The sequence below is a fragment of the Pseudomonas akapageensis genome (assembly GCF_011355085.1).
GTDB classification, from domain to species: Bacteria; Pseudomonadota; Gammaproteobacteria; order Pseudomonadales; family Pseudomonadaceae; genus Aquipseudomonas; species Aquipseudomonas akapageensis.
The window spans coordinates 41,411-64,931 of sequence record NZ_VXCP01000057.1 but is presented as its reverse complement, the minus strand read 5'-3'; the positions used below and the strand labels follow the sequence as shown (position 1 = coordinate 64,931).

Genomic DNA, 23,521 nt, shown 5'->3' with positions numbered 1-23,521 from the left:
AATACATACACTAAAGCAAATACGCAGCACCCGAAGAGCTCCACCCCTTGATTTCCCTGGCCTCTACCCTGGCACGCAATGTGCCCCCATTTTCTTCATTTGCCCACAAGCATCGAGCGTGAAGATGGACACACTAGGTTTACTCAGCGAAAGAGGCATGGCCCTTTCCAGCACGATTTCATCCCATGGACAGGTATTGGCGATCTCCGCCGGCATGAGCAATCAACTGGGTTACGACCCCGATTATCTGCGCGACCAGCCGATCGAACAGATCTACACCGCCGAATCGGTGCGCACCTTGCAGCATCTGTTCGCCAACCCGCCTGCCGATGAACGGGTCCACAGCCTGGAACTGACCCTGATTCGCCACAACGGCGGCCTGCTGCCGGTGGTAGCCAGCGGTATCCTCGAATGGCGCTCGGTGCAGCCTGCCCGCCTGCACCTGATCGAAATGCCCTTGGGCCCGCTGGGACGTCGCGTGCAGGAATTGCAGAACGCCAACGAGGTCATGAGCCAGATGCTGCTCAGCGCCAAGGTGGCCTACTGGTGCATCGAGTGGGCCGACGCGGTCGACATCAATCAGTCGCCTGACGAAATCGTCCGCCAGGTCTTTGAAAACAATTCCCAATGGCGCATGTGCAACCGGGCCATGGCCCAGGTCTACGAAATGCCGTCGGACGTGGACTTCAACCAGCAGCCGGTGCGCCTGTACTGGCCACGCAGCCCGGCCAACGAGGAGTTCGTGCGGCGCCTGATCGAATCGGATTTCTGCGTCGATGGCGCCCTGTCGGTGGACCGCCGCCACGATGGCTCGCCCGCCTATGTCGAAAACGACGTGCGCGCCACCATCGTCGGTGGCCAGCTGTTGCGCATGTGGGGCAGCATCCGCGATGTCAGCCAGGAATTGCGCGTGCAGCATGACGCCGAGCAGCGCATCGCCGCCTTGCGTCGGGTGTTCGATGCGGTTCCCGACGCGGTATTGGTCATCGATGAGCAACAGCAGCCGCAATGGCGCAACTCGGCGTTCGAAGAGACCTTCGGCATTACCCGGGGCGCCAGCATCGCCCGGTCCCTGCTCGATACCTCGCCACCGGAGCGGACCTGGCACCGCGTCGTGCTGCCAGACCTGGGCGGCCGTGCGCTGGACTTCAACGTGCATTGCTCGCGCATCGCGATCAAGGAAGGCGTAGCCTGGCAGGTCGCGGTATTGCGTCGCAACGGACACCACGCCGGGCACCCCGGAGAGCTGCATCCATGAACGACAAGAACCTGCTGGGCGCCCTGCAGATGGGCATGCGCTCGTCGGTCAACGTCAGCAGTGAGATCCTCGGCGCCTTGCTGGAAACCCCGGCGCTGCACGCGCTGCTCGACAGCTTCAGCGAAGCGATCATCGTCTGCGATGGCGAGGCCCGGGTGCGCTTCATTAACCTGGCGGCCGAACGGGTCAATCGCCTGTCCAGGGAGCAAGCGGTAGGCCTGTCCAACACTGAGTTCTTCCAGCGCTCGGCGCTGATGTTCGATGACTTCGAAATGGCCATCAATCGCGGTGCCAGCAGTGCGTTGACCCGCTCGCGGGACGGCCGGGTACTGTTCACCAGCACCCAGGCGGTGCCGACCGGCGCCTATGAAAAGCCCTTCATGATGCTGGTGCAACGGGATTTCGAAGGCAGCAAGCCGCAGAAGCGCTCCCCTGCGGCCTTGCGCGCACCCGACAAGCCCGGCCTGAGCGATCCCCAGGACAATGCCCTGCACCTGTCGCCGCAATTGTCGAGCATCGCCGACACCGGAGTACGCGCCTTCCGCCGCCGCGCCAGGCTCCTGCTGCTGGGTGAGCCAGGCGTCGGCAAGACGGCCATCGCCCGGCATATCCACCGTGCCGCCGGCTGGGGCGACCGCCCGTTCATTCATGTCAACTGCGGCAGTATCCCGGAAAGCCTGTTCGAGTCGGAGATGTTCGGCTACGAACGAGGCGCCTTCACCGGTGCCCTGCAGGGCGGCAAACAGGGCTACATCGAAGCAGCCTCGGGCGGTACGTTGTTCCTGGATGAGATCGGAGAAATTCCTTTACATGTACAAGCCAAGTTATTGAAATTTTTGGAGGACAGTACCATTCAGTCGGTCGGTTCGCCCTTGAGCAAGACCGTTCAGGTGCAGGTGATCGCCGCCACCAACAAGGACCTGCGCCATCAGGTCAGCATCGGCGAGTTCCGCGCCGACCTGTACTACCGTCTGGCCGTCCTGCCGGTGGAAATCCCGCCGCTGCGCAAGCACATCGATGACCTGCCCTTTTTGATCGATATCCTCCTGACCCGCATCAACCTCGATCGCGAGCCGACCCTGCACCTCTCCCCCGATTGTCGACGACGCCTGATGGCCTATGACTTCCCGGGCAACATCCGCGAGCTGGTGAACATCTTCGAGCGCCTGGCGGTACTCGCCGACGATGAAGCCCAGGAACACCACCTGCCGGCAGAGATGCTGGAAGACAAGGTCCCGACGGCCCTGCAGCCGGAGGATGATGAAGACCTGCCGCTGGATGACGGCCCCGAACAGAACCTCAAGGCGCAAGTACAGCGTTTCGAACGGCAAGTGATCCTCAAGGCCGTGCGTTTGTGCGGCAGCAAGCGCAAGGCCGCGCAGCACCTGGGCATCGACATCGGGACCCTGATCCGCAAGCTGCAACGCGACTGAAACTCCGTGCACAGGGATGTGTGCCCCTCATCAATCCCGCCGACAGCGCTGCAAAAATGCCTACAGGCATGTTGTTTTTGCCTATCCACTTTGTAAGACAATCCTTTAAAACCCAATAAAATCAACACCTTATAAAGTTGGCACAGCCTGTGCTCCAACAACCTCCAAAGGGCCGGCACTCACCCGCCGCGCCAGAAGCCCAGGAGGTAAAACAATAATGTTGATTACAGGTATCAAGAGCCGACCGGTCTATGACCTGTTGCGCCCGCTACCCGGAGGCAAGCGGCACATCGTCGCCGGCCAGGGCAGCGGTGGCCGCGCCATGCTGCGTCTGCTCGATGAATTGGCTGATCTTGGCCAGCAGGCCACCTTGCTGTATTCCGAAGAGTCCTTCTCCGGGCAGAACTTCCTCGCCCAGTTGCAGCAGCAGCCCGCCGTCGAGTTGCGCGTCTATGCCAGCAACCAGGCGTTGCTCGAAGACCTCAAGGGCATGCTCGGCCAGGCCCGCATGGGCACCCGCCTGTACCTCACCGGTTCCGAAAGCTTCCTGGGCACGGCCATGCAGGTCTACACCGCCTTCGATATGAACCGCGACGAAGTGCTGCGCGAACACTCCGGCACCCTGGTGCGCCGGGTCTGGTGCGTGCACTGCGATACCTACACCGAGAACGTCACCCAGCGCGTCTACCAGTGCCCGGGGTGCGACCTGACGCTGGTCGTGCGTGACCACTACTCCCGTCGCCTGGCCGCCTTCCAGGCGGTGAAAGCCGACGCCGAAGTCCCTGGCGAACTGCCGCAAGCCGAGGAGCTCGACACATGAGTCTGAACAACGGAACCCTGAACCTGCGCGTGGCCCGCATCGAAGCCGTGACCCCGGAAATCAAGCGTTTCACCCTGGTCTCGCCAGACGGTGCGCACCTTCCGGCCTTTTCCGGTGGCAGCCACGTGGTAGTGCTGATCCCCAACGGGCAGAACACCTTGCGCAACCCCTACTCGCTGATGAGCTCGCCCTACGATACCAGCGCCTACCAGATCGCCGTGCGCCGGGTCGAAGATGGCCGTGGCGGTTCGCGCCGGCTGCACGAAAGCGTGCGCGAAGGCGACCTGATCGACATCACCCCGCCGGTCAACCTGTTCCCGCTGGTCAAGCAGGCGCGCCTGCACCTGTTCATCGCCGGCGGCGTGGGAATCACCCCGGTGATCTCCCAGCTCGAGGAACTGCGCCTGAGCAAGGTGCCCTTCGAACTGCATTACGCCGTGCGCGGCCCGGAACACGCCCGACTGGGGGAAGAGCTGCAACGCATCTATGGCGGCCAGGTGCATCTGTACCGCAAGGGCGTCGATGAACGCCTGGACATCAGCAGCGTGCTGGCCGACCGCCCGTTAGGCAGCCACGTCTATGCCTGCGGCCCGGACAGCATGATCGACGCCACCCTGGACTGCGCCCGCGCCCTGGGCTGGACCGACAGCCACATTCACTTCGAGCGCTTCCTGGAGCAAAGCAGCGGCGGCGAAGCGTTCACCTTCACCCTGGGCCGCAGCGGCGCAAAAATCGAGGTCTCTCCGGACCAGAGCATGCTCGAAGCGGTGGAAGCCGCCGGTTTCGAGATGCCCTACCTGTGCCGTGGCGGCGCCTGCGGCCACTGTGAAACCGCCGTGCTGGAGCTGGACGGGGAAATCCTCCACACCGACGACTGGCTGAGCGACGAAGACAAACTGGCCAACAAGAAAATCATGCCCTGCGTATCCCGGGCCAAGTGCAATCACCTGGTCATCGACCTTTGATCGAGGAAGACACAACAATGACAATCAAATTCAACCGCGACGAAACCTACCGCGACGACTACACCTTCGCCAACAGCCCGGAAACCATCGCTCGCGTGCCGTTCCCCTTCCCCGATGATGACTACATGTACTCCATGAACCTGGAGCCCCATGTCTCGGTCGGCGACGGTGCGTTCCGCGCCGCCTTCGACATCGACGAGCACTACATCAGCGAATGCCGCGACCGCGCCATCACCCTGGAAAAAGACCCGGGCATGCACTACGTCTCGGCGCCACACATGATGGAAGCGCAATGGGACCTGCTCGAGCTGATCATGGAGTCCTACGCCCGGGACTATCCCGAGTACTTCACCCTGGAACGTGAAGGCCGCAACTGGCACTGGGTCAACCGCCTGCTGGAAATCGACGACCACTTCACCTTCGGCGACCCGGCCACCCTGCCCTTTGAGCCGATGGAATACATCACTCGCCAGGCTCAGGGTGACTGGGTCCTGCAGGAAGAGCGCGACGGCACCCTGTACTGGGGCGCCGGCATCGCCACCCAGCGCGCCGACTACTCGCTGCGCTTCAACCTGGGCATGAGCTGGGAAGAATTCCACGGCCCGGTTCCGTTGGTGAAAGAAATCGGCATGCTCGACCGCGCCTTGAAGTTTCTGCTGCGCCTGCGCATCGGTCACCCGGTGCGCCGCCTGAACTGGTCGCTGACGGTCAATCCGCGCCTTGAAGTGTCGGCCGAAAGCCTGCCCGAGTGGGCACCGGATCGCACCATCGTCACCCCGGAAAACGCCGGCAAGCGGGTGTACCTGCGCATCGAGCTGCAACCGCTGCACCGCCTGCCGCGCAGCAACGCCATCGTGTTCCCGATCCGCACCTACCTGCTGAGCCTGGAAGACATCGCCACCAACCCGGCCTGGGCCCGCCGCATGCACCGTGTGCTCAAGACCCTGAACCAGGAACTGGTCGACTACAAGGGCTTCAGCCGTTACCGCGACGCGGCGGTGGAGTGGCTCTCCCAATACGATAAAGAGCACGGCAAAGAAGACGAAGGCGAACGCAAGGCCGGATAAGTCTGTAACCCCCCTACAACAATAAACAGCTCCTTGAGTGCGCCGGCGGCTTTGCTCGCCGGCAGATCAAACGACTGCCATTTATAAAGAGGAAACAACATGAGTGGCTCGCGTGCAAACAGCACTGCCGACCAGGATGCGGAACAACTCCGCGCCCTCGGCTACAGCTCCGATTTCAATCGCAGCATGAGCCTGTGGGAGAACTTCTCCCTGGGTTTCACCTACCTGTCGCCCGTCGTCGGCGTCTATACCCTGTTCGGCCTGTGCCTGGCCGCTGGCGGGCCGCCGATGTTCTGGTCCTACCTGCTGATCGGCGCCGGGCAATTGCTGGTGTGTCTGATTTTCGGTGAAGTGGTGTCGCAGTTCCCGATTTCCGGTGGTGTCTATCCGTGGGCGCGTCGCCTGGTGGGCAAGCGCTGGGCGTGGATGGTGGGCTGGGTCTACGCCTGGGCGCTGTGTGCGACCATTGCCGGCGTATCCGTGGGCGCCGGTCCTTACCTGGCGATCTTGATGGGCTTCGAGCCGAGCAACGACATCAGCATCTACATTGCCCTGGTACTGATCCTGGCTTCTACCGGGCTGAACCTGGTGGGCACCAAGCTGCTGGCCCGGGTCGCCATGTTCGGCTTCCTCTGCGAGCTGGTCGGCGCGATCCTGGTCGGCGGCTACCTGCTGATCTTCGAGCGTCACCAGCCACTGAGCGTGCTGTTCGACACCTTCGACATCAATATCAACGGCTCGTACCTGCCGGCCTTCCTGGCGGCGTCCCTGGCCGGCCTGTTCCAGTACTACGGCTTCGAGGCCTGCGGCGATGTGGCAGAAGAGACGCCGAACCCGGGCAAGCGCATTCCCAAGGCCATGCGCATGACCGTCTACATCGGTGGCGCGGCGGCGATGTTTGCTTGCCTGGCGTTGATCCTGTCGGTACCGGACATGCATAAAGTCATCGCCGGCGAAGACACCGATCCGGTCGCGACCATCCTGGCCAACGCCTTCGGGCCGGTGGGTTCGCGCCTGGTCATGGCGGTGGTGCTGGTATCGTTCATCTCCTGCGTACTCAGCCTGCAAGCTGCTGCCAGCCGCCTGTTGTTCGCCTATGCCCGTGACGAAATGATCGTCGGCAGTTCCATGCTGTCGCGCCTGTCGTCCAACCATGTACCGTCCTTTGCCCTGATCGTCAGCGGCGTGGTGCCGGCGGCCATCGTCTGCCTGGGAATGTTCATGGCCGATGCCACTGCGACCATCGTCGGCTTCGCGGCCATCGGCATCTACATCGCCTTCCAGTTGATTGTGGTGGCAGCATTGATTGCCCGCGCCAAGGGCTGGCGCCCGAACGGCCAGTTCACCCTCGGCGCCTGGGGTATCTGGGTGAACATCGCTGCACTGGTGTATGGCCTGTGCGCCATCGTCAACATGGTCTGGCCACGTTCGCCGGATGCCGCCTGGTACATCAACTACTCGATGATCCTCACCACAGTGGTGGTGCTGGGCGCAGGCTTCCTCTACATGCTGCTGGCCAGGCCCTACGACAAGGGCACGGCACCGGCCGGCGACGCCTGGAAATTCTCCAAGCCCAAAGCCGCAACCGCCCCCCGCGGCGCTTCGGTTCAACACGCACAATAACTTGTGGGAGCGGCCAAGGCCGCTCCCACAACTGAATTCACGATATTCCTTGCGAGATCCCCTTCATGCAAACCCAACTGCTGATCAATGGCCAGCTGGTCATCGGCGAAGGCCCGAGCCAACCGGTTTTCAACCCATCCTTGGGCCGGGTCCTGACCGAAATCAACGAAGCCACAGAGGCCCAGGTCGATGCCGCCGTCCGTGCCGCCGACGCCGCCTTCGACAGCTGGTCACAGACCACGCCCAAAGACCGTTCGCTGCTGCTGCTCAAACTGGCCGACGCCATCGAAACCCACGGCGAAGAACTGGCCAAACTCGAATCGGACAACTGCGGCAAGCCTTACCATGCGGCCCTGAACGACGAGATCCCGGCCATTGCCGACGTCTTCCGTTTCTTCGCTGGCGCCAACCGCTGCATGAGCGGCTCGGCCGCCGGTGAGTACCTGCCGGGCCACACCTCGATGATCCGCCGCGACCCGGTCGGCGTGATCGCCTCCATCGCGCCGTGGAACTACCCGCTGATGATGGTCGCCTGGAAAATCGCCCCGGCCCTGGCCGCCGGCAACACCGTGGTGCTCAAGCCCTCCGAGCAGACGCCGCTGACCGCCCTGCGCCTGGGCGAACTGGCCGCCGAGATCTTCCCGGCTGGCGTGCTCAACCTGGTGTTCGGCCGTGGCCCTACCGTCGGCAGCCCGCTGGTGACCCATCCGAAGGTGCGCATGGTCTCGCTGACCGGGTCGATTGCCACCGGCGCCAACATCATTTCCAGCACCGCCGACAGCGTCAAACGCATGCACATGGAACTGGGCGGCAAGGCCCCGGTGATCATCTTCGATGACGCCGATATCGATGCTGCTGTCGAAGGCATCCGCACCTTCGGTTTCTACAACGCAGGGCAAGACTGCACCGCCGCCTGCCGCATCTATGCGCAGAAGGGCATCTACGAGAAATTCGTCGAGAAGCTCGGCGCTGCCGTCGCCAGCATCAAGCACGGCCTGCAGGACGACCCGACCACCGAGCTCGGCCCGCTGATCACCGCCCAGCAACGCGACCGCGTCGCCGGCATGGTCGAGCGCGCCATCGCCCAGCCGCACATGCGCCTGATCACCGGTGGCAAGGCAGTGGAAGGCGACGGCTACTTCTTCGAGCCGACGGTACTGGCCGATGCCCGCCAGGATGACGAGATCGTTCGTCGCGAAGTATTCGGGCCGGTGGTGTCGGTGACCCCATTCGAGGATGAAGCACAGGTCCTGGCCTGGGCCAACGACTCGGACTACGGCCTGGCCTCGTCAGTCTGGACCCGCGACGTTGGCCTGGCCCATCGCATATCGGCCCGCCTGCAATACGGCTGCACCTGGGTCAATACGCACTTCATGCTGGTCAGCGAAATGCCCCATGGCGGGCAGAAGCTGTCGGGGTATGGCAAGGACATGTCGATGTACGGGTTGGAGGATTACACCACTGTTCGGCATGTGATGTTCAAGCACTAAAGCGGAAGGCCCTTTGGGCCTTATCGCTGGCAAGCCAGCTCCCACAGGGGATCTTCAGTGTTCACAAAATGGTGGAAATACTGAATTCCTGTGGGAGCTGGCTTGCCAGCGATGAGGCCCGAACATTCAACACAAGATCATCGGGGGCCTGCGTGCAGATAACGGGCCTCTATCCCATCGAGCACAGCCTCGATCAGCGCCCTGGCCATTTGCACCGAATGCAGGGTTGACCAGGCAAAGCCACGACCCACTTCATTGCTGTGCTCGACCACTTGCGGGCCCGTGTCACTCGCGCATTTGAGATACAACGCGGCGTGCACCAGGGCGTCTTCGGCGCTGATGCCGGGGCGCACGGAAAATAAAGGGGCGTGGCCATCGCAGGCGCCGAAGTGGGTTTCGGCGGTCTGGCCGAGGTTGAAGGTGGGTGGATCGGGGACAAGTTTTTTCATGGTAGATATCCAAATTTGATGGAGCTACCACGAGTTCGTCGCCAAACAAATAGGTGGCAGCTATACGCGGGTTGGCGAACCGGTAAATTAGGCAAAACCCGGCAGGGCCGAAGCCCTCCCGCGCACAGCCGCCATAATAGACATTGCCGACAAACAAGTTGGCAAAGGTAATGGGGGGTTGAATAATTTCGCCCGGGTCGCCAAACCCGATCACCGAACATTCAGTGACTGGGCGAGACTAGTGTTCAGTCCTTCCCCGGACAAGTTACTGAAGGCAGCAGAAATCGTAGGGTAATTCCTAGGACCTTGATGTCACCAGAATTTAAATGTGCTGATACATTTTGAAGTTTTGTGTTGTCTGGTCGGGCCTCATCGCTGGCAAGTCAGCTCCCACAGAGGTCCGGCGGCGTTCACTAATCCTGTGGGAGCTGGCTTGCCAGCGATGAGGCCGGTACAGGCAACACAAGGTATGATCCGGCAAAAAAACCGGGGCACGCCACCACCATGAGCCGCAAACTGCGCTTCCACTCATCGGCCATCCACTACTTCGACATGGTCCGCCACTGCAACTCCATCCGCGAGGCTGCACGGCGCCTGAATGTCGCTTCCTCAGCCGTGAACCGGCAGATCCTCAAGCTCGAAGACGAAATCGGCGCCCCGCTATTCGATCGCCTCCCCGGGGGCCTGCGCCTGACCCCCGCCGGCGAGATTCTCGCCCGCCATGTCACCGTGGTCCTGCAGGACCTGGAGCGGGTGCGCTCCGAACTCGATGCCATGCAAGGCCTGCACAGCGGCCATGTGGAAATCGCCGCGGTCGAAGGTGTCACCGTCGACCTGTTGCCCTGCGTGCTGGCCCATATGCGCGAGCGTTACCCCCATGTGACCATCGGCGTGACGGTGCTCGGCTCGCAGTCGATTCCCGAGGCTGTACAAAGCGGCAAGGCCGACATCGGCCTGGCCTTTGCCCTGCCCCGCACCCCGCAGCTGCAACAATTGGCGGTCGGTCACTTTCGCCTCGGCGCCATCGTCACGCCTGACCATCCGCTGGCCTCGCGTCGCGACGTGAGCTTCGCCACCTGCTCTGAGTACGGGTTGATCCTGGCCAAGAGCGAACTGTCGATCCATCACCTGCTCGATCCACTGCATAAACGCCTGCGCCTTATGTCACGGCCGGTGCTGGAAAGCGGCTCCATGGAACTGGCCCGGCAATTGGCCAAGCGCAACCTGGGGGTGGCGTTCCAGACGCGCATCGGCATCGAAAGCGACCTGGCCAAGGGCGAGTTGGTCCACATCCCGCTCAGGGACAACGGCGGCGTGGTCAGCGACCTGGGTTTGTACATTCGCGCCGACCGTCATTTACCGGTCGCCGTGGACGCCGTTTCGCGCTTGTTCAGTGAAGAAATCGCCCGTCGCGAAAGCGCCGAACTCACCCAAGTCATTGCTTGAGCGAGCCTTTCCAAGCCCCTGAATTATTTGACTTTTAAGTCAATTTTGCCGATGCCGATTCGGCATCGGTGTGCTCGATATTCTGTTCTTTGGTGATCAGTGAATTCTGTTGATACTGCTGACCGAGCAGTCACCACTCATTCCATGAACAGGAAAACAACAATAATGAAATGGAAAGTACAGGGCGCCGCCATGATCGTTGCCATGGCGAGTATGGGGCAGGCAGGTGCATTCGAATGGATGAACAACAGCGTCGGCTTTCGCTACGGGAAAGAGTTCACCAACCCGAATAACCCGAACTACATTGCCAAGCGCATCTACAGCTTCACCCACGCCGACGGCTACCGTTACGGCAGCAACTTTCTCAACATCGACGTGTTCTTTTCCGACAGCAACGACCCGCGCAAAGGCACTGACCATGGCGGCAGCGAAGTCTACGGGGTCTATCGCCACCAGCTGTTTGCTTCAAGGGTGTTCGACCAACCGCTGGGCACCGGCCTGATCAAGGATTACGCCTTCACCCTGGGCTTCGATGCCAACCGCAACAACAACCTTGCCTCATCCAACAAGCGGGCCGTGGTGCTCGGCCCCACGCTGAAATTCAACACGGTCGGCGTGCTGGATTTCAGCGTGCTGTATTACCGCGAACACAACCAGACCGGCATTCCCGGTGCCAAGCACGAAGAACTGACCTTCGACGGCACCTACAACCTGAACCTGTCCTGGATGCGCCCTTTCCAGATCGGTAACCATGCCAGCAAGTTCCAGGGCTTCATCAACTACGTCGGCGAGAAAGGCGAAGACTACTTCGACAACGACACCGCCCCCGAAACCCTGATCCGCACTTCGCTGATGTACGCCGTGCTCCCGGGCAAGAACATCAAGCCCAATCTCTGGTTCGGCGTGGGTTACGAGTACTGGCACAACAAGTTCGGCGTGGACGGTGGCCAGGGCAGCCGCACTTCGGCACCAACGGTTAACCTGGAAATTACCTTCTAACGAAAAGTGGCGGAAGGCAGCGGGAGTCGAACCTGCCCGGGAACGGCTGCCGTCCCCAACCGGGTTTGAAGCCCGGCCGCGCCACCGGGCGCGATTGCCTTCCTTGAAATCAGCCTGTGGGGCGTTGCGCCAGGGCATTGTCGAGCCGGATGCGGCGCTGATCGCCAAGCCGCCGGGTCAATCCGATACGGTCGAAGAACTCGAGAATCTGGATGCTGCGCTTACGACCTATGCCTACGCTATCGCGAAACGCAGCCGCCTGGATATTCTCGTTGTCGGCGGCCAGTTGCATGAGCATAGCCGCCAGGCGATGTACCGTGGCATCGAGAAAGAACAGATCGCGCACCACCTGGTGAACCTGCCCCAGCCGTGCCAGCTTGCGCAGCAGCAGGCGCACCTCGGATTCTTCACGACCCGTGGCGCTGGCCAGGTCGCGCACCCAGGGCGGATCGAAGTTGCCCTGCTCCAACAACGGCTGCAACTGCTGCCACAGCGCCGCGTCCTCATCACTCAGGCGTGCCTGGTGCTCGGGCAGGTGCAGCCATGGCCCGCTGGCTTTGATGCTGCCGCTGGCCAGCAACTCTTCGAGCAGGCTGACGAATGCCGGGCGCTCCAGGGGCGTTGCCGCGAACCGACGAAGCCGGTCCCGGTCCGGCCCCAACTGATCGGGCTCCAGTTCATGAAAGCGCGCCAACTGCGCAAGCAACGGCGCTTTGAGCGCCTGCCAACGGGTGTTGCTGAACAACAACGGCCCCTGACGCGTGGCAACCACCAGTACGTCTTCGGGTAACCGCCAGGTCGCGCGCAGCCGATTGAACTGGCGCTCCAGGCGCTGCGGGTCAAGGCCGGTATCGGTGCTGGCGAGCAGCGCGGGCAAGGCCTGCTCCAGGCTGTCGCTCGCGGCCAGCGCTTGCAACTGAGCCAGGCGCGCGGGCTGGCGGCGCTGGCGGGCCGGAGCGAACGGGTCTAGCACCCGCCCCCCGCCCAGGGTGCGCTGGGCACTGTGGTCACGCAGTACCAGTCGGTCGCCATGCACCCCTTGCAGCGGAGCGTTCACCAACAATTGCGCGAACATGCGCCCGCCCGGTGCCAGGCTGCTGCCCTCGAGCAAGGCGACCCGCGCGGTGACATCCTGAGTGCCCAGGTGCACGTGCACCGGGCTGAAATGTTCGAAGGGACGTGGCTCGCCAGGCAGCAACTGCATCTCGATATCCAGGCGCTGGGTGGGGGCGTGCAGCCACTCGGCGAGCAGCCAGTCCCCCCTGTGGATCTGCTCCAGGGCCAGGCGTTCGGCACTGAGGTTCAGGGCCACCCGCTGCCCGGCCCAGGCTTCGACGGCGGCCTGGTTCTGCGCATGCAGGCCACGTACCCGCACCGGCTTGCCGGACTGACCAAGCAGCAGTGTATCGCCCACCGCCACCTGCCCGGCCAGGGCGGTCCCGGTGACCACGATACCGGCGCCGGCGACGCTGAAGGCCCGGTCAATGGCCAGGCGAAAACCGCAGTTGGCACTGCGCTGGCGGACCTGGGCCTGGGCGGCCAGCAGCGCCTGGCGCAAGGCCTCGACGCCCTCCCCGGTCACGCTCGACAGCGGGAACTGCAAGGCATCGCGATACGGCCCGGCGGCGAGCAAAGCTTCGACTTGAGCTTGCACGGCCTGCACCCGGCCCGGTTCAACCCGATCGCATTTACTGATCGCCACTAATGCCCGGGGGATGCCGAGCAGCTCGACAATCGCCAGGTGCTCGCGGGTCTGGGGCATCACGCCGTCATCGGCGGCCACCACCAGCAGCACCACGTCGATGCCCTGGGCGCCGGCGAGCATATTGTGGATGAAACGCTCATGGCCGGGTACATCGATAAAACCGGTCAACGGCGCTCCCGGCTCCAGAGCAGCATAGAGATAACCCAGGTCGATGGTGATGCCGCGCTCGCGCTCCTCGCGGCGGCGGTCGCCAGCCTGGCCGGTCAAGGCTTGCAGCAAGGCGGTCTTGCCATGGTCGATGTGCCCTGCAGTGCCGACGATCACCCTTGCGAGCCCTCCCCTTGCAACTGGCCCAGTTGCGCAAGCCAGACGGCCTCGTCGTCCAGTTGGCGCAGGTCGAGCCACAGGGCATCGTCGTCGATACGTCCGAGCACCGGGATGGGCAAGGATCGCAAAGCCAACTCCAGGCCAAGTAATTGCCGTCCGCGCAGGCGTTTCGGCACCAATGGGCGCACACACAGGGCAGCACTGGGCAGTCGCGCCACCGGTTGGCTGCCGCTGCCAATCATGCCCAGTGCCGGCAGTGCCGCCACACTCCAGGCCTGGCCCAGCACCGTTGCCAACTGCGGGCGCAGGCGTTCGGCCTGGGCCAGGATGTCGGCCTGTGGCCGGGTCAGCAGGCGCAGGCTGGGCAAGCGTTCGGCCAGTCGATCGGGGTCGCGGTACAGGTTCAGCACGGCTTCGAGGGCGGCAAGGGTCAGTTTGTCCACCCGCAGGGCACGCTTGAGCGGGTTTTTCTTGATCTTCGCAATCAACGCCTTGCGGCCGACGATCAAGCCGGCTTGTGGCCCGCCGAGCAACTTGTCGCCGCTGAAGGTGACGATATCGGCACCGTCGAGCAAGGCCTGGCGCACCGTGGGTTCAGCAGGCAGGCCCCAGCGGGTCAGGTCCAGCAGGCTGCCACTGCCCAGGTCTTCAAGCAGCGGCAAGCCGTGGCGATGCGCCAGTTGCGCAAGTTCCGCGGTCGGCACCTGGGCGGTGAAGCCCTGGATGCTGTAGTTGCTGGTGTGCACACGCATCAGCAGACCGCTGCGCGGTCCGATGGCAGTTTCGTAGTCGCGGGCATGGGTGCGGTTGGTGGTGCCCACCTCATGCAGCCTGACCCCGGCCCGGGCCATGATATCGGGAATGCGAAAGGCGCCGCCGATTTCGATCAACTCACCCCGGGAGATGATGCCCTCCTTGCGCGCGCCCAGGCTGTTGAGCGCCAGCAACACGGCTGCGGCATTGTTGTTGACCACCGTTACTGCCTCGGCGCCGGTCAGCTCGCGGATCAGGCCTTCGATCAGATCGTCGCGGTCGCCACGCTTGCCGCTGACCAGGTCGAATTCCAGGTTGAGTGGGTAGCGGGCGGCGTTCTCTACCGCCTCGATGGCCTCTTGCGGCAACAGCGCCCGCCCCAGGTTGGTGTGCAACACCGTGCCGGTGAGGTTGAACACCCGCCGCACGCGGCTGGCGTGTTGAATGGCCAGGCGTTCACCGGCGCGGCCGGCCAGGACTTCAGTGCCGAGTTCTGCAGAATCGAGTTGGCCGAGCCGGGCGGGCTCGCGCAGGTCGTCGAGCAATTGCCGCAGGGTGGCGAGCACGGCTTCGCGGCCATAGCGGTCGGTCAGCGGCTGGCAGGCGGGGCTGCGCAGGAGGCTGTCGATGGAGGGCAGGTGCTCCATTGCATGGGCTGGATTGGGGGGCATCGAAATACTCCGGCGTCGTATGCAGGAGATTGTAGTTGGCTTGGCTTGCCAGCGAATGGAAGGCAAAGCCTTCCCTTGCAAGGCTGGTCAATCTCCCCCAGGCGCCAGCATCAGATTCGGCGCCAGGCGCTGGTAGCCTTCCATGTCCAGGCGCAGGTCCAGGGCCAGACTGGCCAGGTCCGCCGAAAGGGCTTCGGCCTCGGCGTCGTTTTCCAGGTAGAGCAGTTTCAGGTAGCTGTTGCAGCCAGGGCAGACTTCCGCCCGCAACGGCGCCTGCTCGGCGCTGTGGCGGTCGTCATCGAAGCTGACGTAGCGCAGACCCTTGCTTGATTCGCACTGGATGCATTTGACCCGCACCACATGCCATTCACAGGCACACAGAGAGCACACCAGATAACGCAGCCCGTTGTACCGGCCGCGCTGGTGGATCACCCCGGCCATGGCCGGCGAGCCGCAGGCCGGACACTGGCCAAGGCTGTCACACGGCTTGAGTTCGGCGCCTGGCAGGCTCAGCAACCAGTGACTCCAGGCCGCCTGCAAGGCGGCGCCGAGGAACGGCACCAGCGCTGCCGGCAACCCGGCATATTGGCCGCTGAGCAAGGCAATGGCCCAGACCTTGCGCTGCCCGGCATTGGCACCGCCCAGGGTAGCCACTGCCTTTTGCACTTCGGGTTGGGCCGGTGCCTGATAGCGCTGCAACAAGGCATCGAGAAACAGCAGCCAGTCGTCCTCACGGACCAGGCTGTCGGCAGCCAATGGCGGCAAGCCATGCTCCTGACACAAAGCCAGGCGGCCCTGGTCCGGGCTGGCAACCGGCGGCGGTTGGTCAAGCAGGCTCTGCTGCACGTGACAAAGGCTGGCAATCAGATGCAGATAGTCGGCCAGCGGGTGGCCGCCTGCCAACTGTTCAAGGCGCATGGCACGCAAGGCAAATAGATTATGCGGCGGCAAGCGCAGGAACGGCGGCGTGCTCGCCGACGCCTCGATTTGTCCGGGCTCCAGTATCAGGCTCAAGGCATCATCCTTTTTTGCTCACTCGGCTGGCAGGCGTCTCGTCGCGGGTCACCTCACGGTACCAGAGTTCGTGGTGTTTCCTGGCCCAGGCCCGGCTGACCCAGCCATGCAGCATGGCGCTGACCGAGCCTTTGATCCAGATGCCGGCGTAGATGTGCACGATGATGCAGAGCACCAGCACGAACGCCGCCAGGGCGTGCAACAGGCTCGCCAGGCGAATGGACGAGATACCGAAGTAGTGGCTGAAATACACCCGCCAGATCACCAGACCGCTGAGCAACAGCACCAGCATGCAGGCCAGCAGTGTCCAGAACAGCAGCTTCTGCCCCGCATTGTACTTGCCCACCGGGGGCACGCTCTCCTCCTCGTTGCGCATCACCCGGTCAATGCGCCTGAGCCACACGCGGTCGTTGGCGATAAAAAAGTTCGCCCGCCAGAAGCTGATCACCAGCCCCAGGAAGAACACGAACATCAGCACGCCCATGAAGGGATGCAGGATGCGCGTCCACGGCCCGCCGCCGAACAGATGGCTGAGCCAGAACAGCGCCGGGTGGAACAGGGCCAGCCCCGACAGGGCCGCGCAGATGAACAGAATTGCCACCAGCCAGTGGTTGGTGCGCTGGTTGGCGGTGTAGCGCAAAATCGTCTTGTTGCTCATGGCCGCTGATCCCCCTGTGGCCCGGGTTTGTGCGGGTCATAGACATGCACCGCCGGGTCGACTTCATGCACGCTGGTGTCCGGCGCCGACGGGTGTTCGTCCTCCTCGACCCGGTTCGGGCCAATGCGCACGTAATGGAAGAACCCGGCCAGCACCGCCGCGCCCATGGCCAGCAGCGCCAGGGGCTTGCTCACGCCCTTCCACAGCCCCACCAGCGGGCTGATCACCGGTTGATCCGGCAGGCCGGCGTACAGCGAGGGCTTGTCGGCGTGGTGCAGCACGTACATCACATGGGTACCGCCAACCCCGTCGGGGTCGTACAGCCCGGCGTGCTCGAAGCCGCGGGACTGGAGGTCGACAATACGCTCGGCGGCGTGTTCTTTCATGTCCTCCTTGCTGCCGAACACGATGGCCCCGGTCGGGCAGGTCTTGACGCAGGCCGGTTCCAGACCCACCGCCACGCGGTCCGAGCACAGCGTGCACTTGTAGGCCTTGTGGTCTTTCTGGGAGATACGCGGGATATTGAACGGACACCCCGTGATGCAATAGCCGCAGCCGATACAGTGGTCCTGATTGAAATCGACGATGCCGTTGGCATGCTTGATGATCGCTCCGGGGCTGGGGCAGGCCTTCAGGCAGCCGGGGTCGTCGCAGTGCATGCAGCCGTCCTTGCGGATCAGCCACTCCAGGTTGCCCGCGTCGTTTTCATACTCGGTGAAGCGCATCAGCGTCCAGGTTTCGCTGCTGAGGTCGGCCGGATTGTCGTAGGTGCCGTGGTTGTGGCCCACCTCGTCGCGCAGCTCGTTCCATTCCGCACAGGCCACCTGGCAGGCCTTGCAGCCGATGCACTTGGTGGTGTCGATCAGTTTGGCCACCTGCTCTTGCTCGCGCACCGACGGTGATGGAGTGGTGGTGGCCGAACGGGCAATGATGTCTTGGCTGGCCATCAGATTTTCTCCACGTTGACCAGGAACGACTTGGATTCCGGGGTCTGGGTGTTACCGTCGCCGAGGAACGGCACCAGGGTGTTGGTCAGGTAGCCGTGCCGGGTGGCCCCGGTAAAGCCCCAGTGCAACGGGATGCCGATCTGGTGCACGGTCTGGTTGTTGACCTGCAGCGGACGGATGCGCTTGGTCACCACCGCGACCGCCTCGATATGCCCGCGCTTGCAACTGACCCGGACCCGGTCGCCGGCGGCGATCCCCTTCTCCTTGGCCAGGGCTTCGCCGATCTCGACGAACTGCTCCGGCTGCAGGACAGCGTTGATCGGGCAATGCTTGGTCCAGAAGTGGAAATGCTCGGTCAGCCGGTAGCTGGTCGCGGCATAGGGGAACTCTTTGGCCTGCCCGAGCGTGTCCCACACCGAATCGAAGACGCGTCCGGCTGGATTGCTGGTGGCCTTCTTGTTGTTGGGGTGCAGCGGGTTGATGCCGATCGGCGTCTCGAACGGCTCGTAATGCTCGGGGAACGGGCCTTCGTTCATCAATTCCCGGGCGAAGAAGCGCGCCACCCCTTCGGCGTTCATGATGAACGGATTCATGCCCGCTTCCGGCGGCACGTCGGCCTTGTAGTCGGGCACGTCGGTGCCGCCCCAGGCCTTGCCGTTCCACCACACCAGGCGTTTTTTCGGATCCCAGGGCTTGCCGGCAGGGTCGGACGAGGCACGGTTGTAGAGGATGCGCCGGTTCATCGGCCAGGCCCAGGCCCACCCCAGGTTCTGCTTCATGCCGTAGGGGTCGGTGTTGTCGCGGCGGGCCATCTGGTTGCCCGCCTCGGTCCAGCTGCCGCAGAAGATCCAGCAGCCCGAGGCCGTGCTGCCATCATCCTTGAGCTGGCCGAACCCCGAGAGCTGCTGCCCGGCCTTGATCACGGCGCCGGTGGCGTCGGTGACATCGGCAACGGCATAACCGTTGTACTCCTTGGCGATCTCTTCCGGGGTCGGATCGTCGGGCACCTTGTAGGGCCAGCTGAGCTTGAGGATCGGCTCGGCCCAGGCGCCACCTTCGGCTTGATAGCGCTTGCGCAGGCGTATGAACAGATCGCTCATGATCTTCACGTCGGTGCGCGCAAGCCCTGGCCCGTCGGCGCCCTTCCAGTGCCATTGCAGCCAGCGGCCGCTGTTGACCAGGGAGCCGTCCTCTTCGGCAAAGCAGGTGGTGGGCAGGCGGATGACTTCGGTCTGGATATTGGCCGTTTGCACGTCATTGTAAGGCCCGACATTGCGCCAGAACTCCGAGGTTTCGGTGGCCAGCGGGTCCATCACCACCAGCCACTTGAGCTTGGCCAGCGAGGCCATCACGCGGTTCTTGTCGGGCAAGGCGGCAATGGGGTTGAAGCCCTGGCAGACGTAGCCGTTGACCTTGCCCTGGCTCATCATGTCGAACACTTTGAGGATGTCGTAGCCAGGAATGTCGAGCTTGGGCAACCAGTCGTAGCCCCAGTGGTTTTCCGCCGTGGCGTTGGCGCCGTACCAGGCCTTCATCAGGCTGACATGGAACTTGCCGTAGTTCTGCCAGTAGGACAACTGCCCGGGCCGCAGCGGCTTGGGCGAACGCTTGGCAATGTAGGCGTCGTAGTCCTGCTCGGCGTCGCCCGGCAGGGTCAGGTAGCCCGGCAGCAGGTTCGACAGCAGCCCAAGGTCGGTCAGACCCTGGATGTTGGAGTGTCCGCGCAGGGCATTGACGCCCCCGCCCGGCATGCCGACGTTGCCCAGCAGCAACTGCACCATGGCCGCGCTGCGGATCATCTGCGAACCGATCGAGTGCTGAGTCCAGCCCAGGGCATAGAGGATCGTCATGGTCTTGCCCGGTGCCGAGCACGTGGCGATCTCTTCCCAGATCTTCTTCATGCTGTCTTGCGGCATGCCGCAGATCTGACTGGCCAGCTCCGGTGTGTAGCGGCTGTAGTGCTGCTTCATCAGCTGATAGACGCAGCGTGGGTCCTGCAGGGTCGGGTCGACCCTGGCAAAGCCGTCTTCGCCGATTTCATAGCCCCAGCTGGACTTGTCGGTGTAGCTGCGCTTGCTGGCGTCGTACCCGGTGAACAGGCCGTCCTCGAAGCCGAAGCTTGCCTTGACGATAAACGACACGTCCGTGTAGTTCTTCACGTACTCGTGCTGGATCTTGTCTTCGGTGAGCAGGTAATTGATCAGGCCGCCCATGAAGGCGATGTCGGTACCGGTGCGGATCGGTGCGTAATAGTCTGCCACCGAGGCCGTACGGGTGAACCGCGGATCGACCACGATCAGACGCGCCTTGTTGTGCGCCTTGGCTTCGGTGACCCATTTGAAGCCGCACGGGTGGGCTTCGGCGGCGTTACCGCCCATTACCAGGACCAGGTTCGCGTTGGCGATATCGGTCCAGTGGTTGGTCATGGCTCCACGGCCATACGTCGGGGCAAGACTTGCCACCGTCGGGCCATGTCAGACACGTGCCTGGTTATCGAACCCCAGCATGCCCAGACTGCGAACGACCTTGTGGGTCATGTAACCGGCTTCGTTGGAAGACGCCGAAGCCGCGAGAAAGCCCACCGACAGCCAGCGGTTGACCGTCTGGCCCTGGGCATTTTTCTCGATGAAATTGGCGTCGCGGTCGGCCTTCATCAGGTCGGCGATGCGGTCGAGCGCTTCATCCCACGAGACCCGCGTCCATTCGCTGCTGCCCGGCTTGCGCACCTGCGGGTATTGCAGGCGGCTGGGGCTGTGAATGAAGTCCAGCAGGCCCGCGCCCTTGGGGCACAGGGTGCCGCGGTTGACCGGATGGTCGGCGTCGCCTTCGATGTGGATGATGTTCTGGGCGACGTTCTTGGCCGTGTCGCCCTGGCTGTACATGATCAAGCCGCAGCCTACCGAGCAGTACGGGCAGGTATTGCGGGTTTCGTGGGTGTGGGTCAGCTTGAAGTGGCGTATCTGCTCGGCGAAGGCTGGCGCGGGGGCCATGCCCAGCGCGGCCAGGCTGGAGCCGCCAAGGCCTATGGCAGCGACCTTGAAGAACTGACGACGGTTGAGGTCCATCGTGCACTCCTGATCAGGTGGAGGAACCCGGTCCATGGCCAGGTTCTCGTGGGCGATCACGGTTGCGGCGTTATGCACGCCGACTCTTGATACTTTAGCCAAGATTGGCCGAAATGCCATATTCCTCCATGGTTACTCCCTTGACTGAGTATCACAATGTGTACGGCCGCCGCTGCGACACATCCTGCGAACAGTTCGGGCCTCCGTCGACACACAGCCGATACACCGGCGCGATGAAATCTGCACAAAGGTCGGCACATCCGCTGGCTGACCGAAACATGTGGAGATCAAACCAATGCAAGCCAACCTTTCATCGGCGTTGACCGTGTTACGGAATCACGTAGAGCGCGCTGGCGCGTGGTTCGGGCCCATCAGCCTGCGCATTTTCCTGGCCTGGGAGTTTTTCGAATCCGGGCGGGAGAAGTGGCTTGGTGTAAACTGGTTTGCCGACATCCAGGCCGCCTTCCCGTTTCCGTTCAACCATGTTCCGGCTGCGCTGAACTGGGAACTCTCCCTGTGGGCAGAACTGCTCTGTGCCGCGGCCCTGCTGCTGGGATTGGGGACGCGTCTGTCGGCGTTGATTCTGATGGTGGTCACCGTAGTCGCAACCGCCGCCGTTCACTGGCCTGCCGATTGGTCGACCTTGAGCGAACTCGCCCAGGGCTATTCCATCAGCAACAAGGGCTACGGCAACTTCAAGCTGCCTGCGATCTACCTCGCCGCGCTTCTGCCGCTGCTGCTCCAGGGGCCGGGCAAACTGAGCCTGGATGCGCTGCTGGCGCGAACCTTCCGGCCACGGTGACACGTCAGGAATTTCCACTCATTTGAAGGGGAAAGACAATGAGCATCACTCTTTATGGAGCCAACGGCAGCACCTATGTGCGCACGGTCAGGATGTTCCTCGCGGAAAAAGGTGCGGAATATCAGCAGGTCCAGGTCGATGTGCTCAAGGGCGAACCCCATTCGCCCGAGCACCTGACCCGTCACCCATTCGGCAAGGTGCCGGTTATCGACCATGACGGCTTTCAAGTGATCGAAACCGGGGCCATCACGACCTACTTGAACGAAGTGCTGCCCGGCCCGTCGCTGGTGCCGGGCAACGTCAAGGACCGTGCCCGGGCCAATATGGTCATGGGGATTTACGATTCCTACGGGTATGGCGGTTTTGTCCAGGTTGCCGGTTATCACCTGTTTCCCGATTTCCTCGGTGGACAGAATGACAATGCCCGGCGCGAGGGGATCAAGCGGGTCCGGCAGGTGCTTCAGGTGCTGATGAAGATCAAGGGCAACGATCCGTTTCTGGCCGGGCAGCAGCTGTCGGTTGCCGATTTGTTTCCGGCGCCGATGTGTTTTTACGTTTCGCTGACGCCGGATGCAAAAGAGGTATTCGATGTTGAGGGCTTTGCGCCGTGGTGGGATCGGGTGCAGGCGTTGCCGAGTTTTCAGGGGACGATGCCTTGAATTGAACGGTCTCTTCCTCGCTCAGCGCCTTGGGCTGGCCCGTCTGGCCCTATCGCTGGCAAGCCAGCTCCCACAGGAGATCGAGAGGCCCTTGCTATCTCTGTGGGAGCTGCGGTGCGACGACTCGACTTGCCAGCGATTCAGGCAACTCGGTCCACCTGAACCACCATCACTTGCGTCGATTTCCACCATCGACCCAATGAAATTCTCTTAAAAATCCTGTCGCGTAACATCTGCTCCATACCAACCCAAAACACCCGGAGCACACCACCATGAAACGCCAACTCATCCTCAGCTTTGCTTTCTCGGTACTGGCAGCCAACGCTTTTGCAGCTTCCTCCGCCCACCCGGTCGTTGCTGAAGGCGGTTCGGATCGCCTGATTGACAGCCGTGTTGCCGAAGGTGGTTCCGATCGCCTGATCGACCGCCGCGTGGCTGAAGGTGGTTCGGACCGTCTGATCGATCGCCGTGTTGCTGAAGGTGGTTCGGATCGTCTGACTGAACGCCGTGCATGAATTGCCCGTCTGCAGTACTCAAACAAAAGCCCGGCCTGACCCGCCGGGCTTTTGTTTGAGTGCTCGCAAACGTTAGCTTTTTCATTTTTAAGGAAATATCCTACGCAACGTTAGTCCGTCCCGGGGTTCCCCTGCCTGGAATCGAGCTCTACCCTCCTCGCGTCGCTGCAAAATCAGCGACCGGGTTTGGTAGCCCGATGATCTTCCAGGCGTGCAAACGCCCCATCCAATCAGCCAACGATTCTTTTGTGGGCTGCTTTGTGTCATGGCGGCTGTGCGCGGGGCACCTTAGTGTGCGCTGGGTTCCTGGAGTCCCGGTCTACCAACCTGTGTACAGCCGCCACCCAATCGTTTGGTAGCGATGGGTGTCGGCTCCACTACTCCAGGAGTTGTACGATGATCAATATCGTCCCCGATCCACCCTTCTCGTTTCCACCCGGAACCGTCCACAAAACCGCAGAAAGCGCCTTTGGTTCATGCGACGCTGGTCATGGTCCGTTGTTCGCCGTACGCGGTGGGATTAATGCCGAGGATGCGCTGGTGCATACATCGTTGATGCTGCAGTGTGCTTGTGCATCAGCCGATGCGGCCTGCAATCAATCGAGCACACTGGAAAAGGGGTTGCTGTGGTCGATCCTGCATTCTGTGGAAGTGGCCAAGGCATTGGTCGATGCGTTGCTTGATGGGGCTGAAACGAGTGGGATGAAGTCGACAGAGTAGAGTCTTTTTCTCGTTCCCACGCTCCGCGTGGGAATGCAGTGGCAGACGCTCTGCGTCGAGCTGTGGAAGCGCGACGCAGAGCGTCGCAGGAGGCATTCCCACGCGGAGCGTGGGAATGAGGGGGTGGGTGTGGGT

The 23,521-nt window shown here is 62.6% G+C and carries 19 protein-coding genes, 1 tRNA gene and 1 pseudogene; 13 read left to right on the top strand and 8 right to left on the bottom strand.

The window, feature by feature from the left end:
- Positions 1 to 124 precede the first annotated feature (124 nt).
- The 7 genes from F2S13_RS27605 (at position 125) to F2S13_RS27575 (ending at position 8,656) form a co-directional block, all read left to right on the top strand.
- Positions 125 to 1,258 carry a PAS domain-containing protein gene (locus F2S13_RS27605; RefSeq protein WP_166366932.1) on the top strand — a complete coding sequence of 378 codons (1,134 nt, stop codon included), beginning with the start codon at positions 125 to 127 and terminating at the stop codon, positions 1,256 to 1,258.
- Positions 1,255 to 2,691 carry a sigma-54 interaction domain-containing protein gene (locus F2S13_RS27600; RefSeq protein WP_166366930.1) on the top strand — a complete coding sequence of 479 codons (1,437 nt, stop codon included), beginning with the start codon at positions 1,255 to 1,257 and terminating at the stop codon, positions 2,689 to 2,691. Before F2S13_RS27605 ends, F2S13_RS27600 begins: the two co-directional genes overlap by 4 nt.
- A 217-nt stretch (positions 2,692 to 2,908) precedes the next feature.
- Positions 2,909 to 3,511 carry a dimethylamine monooxygenase subunit DmmA family protein gene (locus tag F2S13_RS27595; RefSeq protein WP_166366928.1) on the top strand — a complete coding sequence of 201 codons (603 nt, stop codon included), beginning with the start codon at positions 2,909 to 2,911 and terminating at the stop codon, positions 3,509 to 3,511.
- Entirely contained in the window at positions 3,508 to 4,476 is a 969-nt protein-coding gene (locus F2S13_RS27590) for a PDR/VanB family oxidoreductase (protein WP_166366926.1), read from the top strand. The genes F2S13_RS27595 and F2S13_RS27590 overlap by 4 nt, the downstream gene beginning before the upstream one ends.
- 17 nt (positions 4,477 to 4,493) lie before the next feature.
- Positions 4,494 to 5,543: a heme-dependent oxidative N-demethylase family protein gene (locus tag F2S13_RS27585; RefSeq protein WP_166366924.1), complete on the top strand. Its 1,050-nt coding sequence runs from the start codon at positions 4,494 to 4,496 to the stop codon at positions 5,541 to 5,543.
- Positions 5,544 to 5,642: 99 nt separating this feature from the next.
- Positions 5,643 to 7,166, top strand: a complete 1,524-nt coding sequence (locus tag F2S13_RS27580; RefSeq protein ID WP_166366922.1) for an APC family permease — start codon at positions 5,643 to 5,645, stop codon at positions 7,164 to 7,166.
- Positions 7,167 to 7,231: 65 nt separating this feature from the next.
- A complete protein-coding gene (locus tag F2S13_RS27575) occupies positions 7,232 to 8,656 on the top strand; it encodes a gamma-aminobutyraldehyde dehydrogenase (protein ID WP_166366920.1) in 1,425 nt (474 codons plus the stop codon).
- A 137-nt stretch (positions 8,657 to 8,793) separates the two neighbouring features.
- On the opposite strand, the gene F2S13_RS27570 is transcribed toward F2S13_RS27575, so the two are convergent.
- Complete coding sequence (locus F2S13_RS27570) at positions 8,794 to 9,105, bottom strand: DUF3077 domain-containing protein (protein ID WP_166366918.1); 312 nt, start codon at positions 9,103 to 9,105, stop codon at positions 8,794 to 8,796.
- A gap of 504 nt (positions 9,106 to 9,609) precedes the next feature.
- Here F2S13_RS27570 and F2S13_RS27565 point away from each other — a divergent pair.
- Both F2S13_RS27565 and F2S13_RS27560 read left to right on the top strand, forming a co-directional pair.
- Positions 9,610 to 10,551, top strand: coding sequence for a LysR family transcriptional regulator (locus F2S13_RS27565; protein WP_166366916.1), 942 nt, complete (start codon positions 9,610 to 9,612; stop codon positions 10,549 to 10,551).
- A gap of 165 nt (positions 10,552 to 10,716) precedes the next feature.
- Positions 10,717 to 11,550: a nucleoside-binding protein gene (locus tag F2S13_RS27560; RefSeq protein ID WP_166366915.1), complete on the top strand. Its 834-nt coding sequence runs from the start codon at positions 10,717 to 10,719 to the stop codon at positions 11,548 to 11,550.
- Positions 11,551 to 11,557: 7 nt separating this feature from the next.
- Here the strand turns inward: F2S13_RS27560 and F2S13_RS27555 are convergent.
- The 7 genes from F2S13_RS27555 to fdnG form a co-directional block, all read right to left on the bottom strand.
- Positions 11,558 to 11,653: transfer RNA gene (locus F2S13_RS27555), tRNA-Sec, on the bottom strand.
- Positions 11,654 to 11,659: 6 nt separating this feature from the next.
- The gene (gene selB, locus F2S13_RS27550) at positions 11,660 to 13,579 is read right to left on the bottom strand and encodes a selenocysteine-specific translation elongation factor (protein WP_166366914.1); all 1,920 of its coding nucleotides are present in this window, start codon (positions 13,577 to 13,579) and stop codon (positions 11,660 to 11,662) included.
- Positions 13,576 to 14,982 carry an L-seryl-tRNA(Sec) selenium transferase gene (selA, locus tag F2S13_RS27545; protein ID WP_166366994.1) on the bottom strand — a complete coding sequence of 469 codons (1,407 nt, stop codon included), beginning with the start codon at positions 14,980 to 14,982 and terminating at the stop codon, positions 13,576 to 13,578. Before selA ends, selB begins: the two co-directional genes overlap by 4 nt.
- Positions 14,983 to 15,093: 111 nt before the next feature.
- Positions 15,094 to 16,020, bottom strand: a complete 927-nt coding sequence (gene fdhE / locus F2S13_RS27540) for a formate dehydrogenase accessory protein FdhE (RefSeq protein WP_166366913.1) — start codon at positions 16,018 to 16,020, stop codon at positions 15,094 to 15,096.
- A gap of 4 nt (positions 16,021 to 16,024) precedes the next feature.
- Positions 16,025 to 16,678, bottom strand: a complete 654-nt coding sequence (locus F2S13_RS27535; protein WP_166366912.1) for a formate dehydrogenase subunit gamma — start codon at positions 16,676 to 16,678, stop codon at positions 16,025 to 16,027.
- Complete coding sequence (gene fdxH / locus F2S13_RS27530; RefSeq protein WP_166366911.1) at positions 16,675 to 17,625, bottom strand: formate dehydrogenase subunit beta; 951 nt, start codon at positions 17,623 to 17,625, stop codon at positions 16,675 to 16,677. The genes F2S13_RS27535 and fdxH overlap by 4 nt, the downstream gene beginning before the upstream one ends.
- Complete coding sequence (gene fdnG, locus F2S13_RS27525) at positions 17,625 to 20,690, bottom strand: formate dehydrogenase-N subunit alpha (protein ID WP_166366992.1); 3,066 nt, start codon at positions 20,688 to 20,690, stop codon at positions 17,625 to 17,627. Before fdnG ends, fdxH begins: the two co-directional genes overlap by 1 nt.
- 295 nt (positions 20,691 to 20,985) lie before the next feature.
- Here fdnG and F2S13_RS27520 point away from each other — a divergent pair, with 295 nt between their 5' ends.
- The 4 genes and pseudogenes from F2S13_RS27520 (at position 20,986) to F2S13_RS27505 (ending at position 23,386) form a co-directional block, all read left to right on the top strand.
- Positions 20,986 to 21,492: an HvfX family Cu-binding RiPP maturation protein gene (locus tag F2S13_RS27520; protein ID WP_166366910.1), complete on the top strand. Its 507-nt coding sequence runs from the start codon at positions 20,986 to 20,988 to the stop codon at positions 21,490 to 21,492.
- Positions 21,493 to 21,530: 38 nt separating this feature from the next.
- Entirely contained in the window at positions 21,531 to 22,151 is a 621-nt protein-coding gene (locus tag F2S13_RS27515) for a glutathione S-transferase family protein (RefSeq protein ID WP_166366909.1), read from the top strand.
- A gap of 272 nt (positions 22,152 to 22,423) precedes the next feature.
- A pseudogene (locus F2S13_RS27510) lies at positions 22,424 to 22,660 on the top strand (hypothetical protein); the annotation flags it as partial.
- A 402-nt stretch (positions 22,661 to 23,062) separates the two neighbouring features.
- A complete protein-coding gene (locus tag F2S13_RS27505) occupies positions 23,063 to 23,386 on the top strand; it encodes a DUF6124 family protein (protein WP_166366907.1) in 324 nt (107 codons plus the stop codon).
- The last annotated feature ends 135 nt before the right edge of the window (positions 23,387 to 23,521 follow it).

Excerpts from the sequence above, each read along its gene's own strand:
- F2S13_RS27565 (WP_166366916.1), top strand. The coding sequence starts at position 9,610 with ATGAGCCGCAAACTGCGCTTCCACTCATCGGCCATCCACTACTTCGAC.
- F2S13_RS27535 (WP_166366912.1), bottom strand. The coding sequence starts at position 16,678 with ATGAGCAACAAGACGATTTTGCGCTACACCGCCAACCAGCGCACCAAC.
- F2S13_RS27585 (WP_166366924.1), top strand. The coding sequence starts at position 4,494 with ATGACAATCAAATTCAACCGCGACGAAACCTACCGCGACGACTACACC.
- F2S13_RS27605 (WP_166366932.1), top strand. The coding sequence starts at position 125 with ATGGACACACTAGGTTTACTCAGCGAAAGAGGCATGGCCCTTTCCAGC.
- F2S13_RS27590 (WP_166366926.1), top strand. The coding sequence starts at position 3,508 with ATGAGTCTGAACAACGGAACCCTGAACCTGCGCGTGGCCCGCATCGAA.
- F2S13_RS27515 (WP_166366909.1), top strand. The coding sequence starts at position 21,531 with ATGAGCATCACTCTTTATGGAGCCAACGGCAGCACCTATGTGCGCACG.
- F2S13_RS27575 (WP_166366920.1), top strand. The coding sequence starts at position 7,232 with ATGCAAACCCAACTGCTGATCAATGGCCAGCTGGTCATCGGCGAAGGC.
- F2S13_RS27560 (WP_166366915.1), top strand. The coding sequence starts at position 10,717 with ATGAAATGGAAAGTACAGGGCGCCGCCATGATCGTTGCCATGGCGAGT.
- fdxH (WP_166366911.1), bottom strand. The coding sequence starts at position 17,625 with ATGGCCAGCCAAGACATCATTGCCCGTTCGGCCACCACCACTCCATCA.
- F2S13_RS27580 (WP_166366922.1), top strand. The coding sequence starts at position 5,643 with ATGAGTGGCTCGCGTGCAAACAGCACTGCCGACCAGGATGCGGAACAA.
- F2S13_RS27520 (WP_166366910.1), top strand. The coding sequence starts at position 20,986 with ATGCAAGCCAACCTTTCATCGGCGTTGACCGTGTTACGGAATCACGTA.
- F2S13_RS27570 (WP_166366918.1), bottom strand. The coding sequence starts at position 9,105 with ATGAAAAAACTTGTCCCCGATCCACCCACCTTCAACCTCGGCCAGACC.
- F2S13_RS27595 (WP_166366928.1), top strand. The coding sequence starts at position 2,909 with ATGTTGATTACAGGTATCAAGAGCCGACCGGTCTATGACCTGTTGCGC.
- F2S13_RS27600 (WP_166366930.1), top strand. The coding sequence starts at position 1,255 with ATGAACGACAAGAACCTGCTGGGCGCCCTGCAGATGGGCATGCGCTCG.
- F2S13_RS27505 (WP_166366907.1), top strand. The coding sequence starts at position 23,063 with ATGATCAATATCGTCCCCGATCCACCCTTCTCGTTTCCACCCGGAACC.
- selA (WP_166366994.1), bottom strand. The coding sequence starts at position 14,982 with ATGGAGCACCTGCCCTCCATCGACAGCCTCCTGCGCAGCCCCGCCTGC.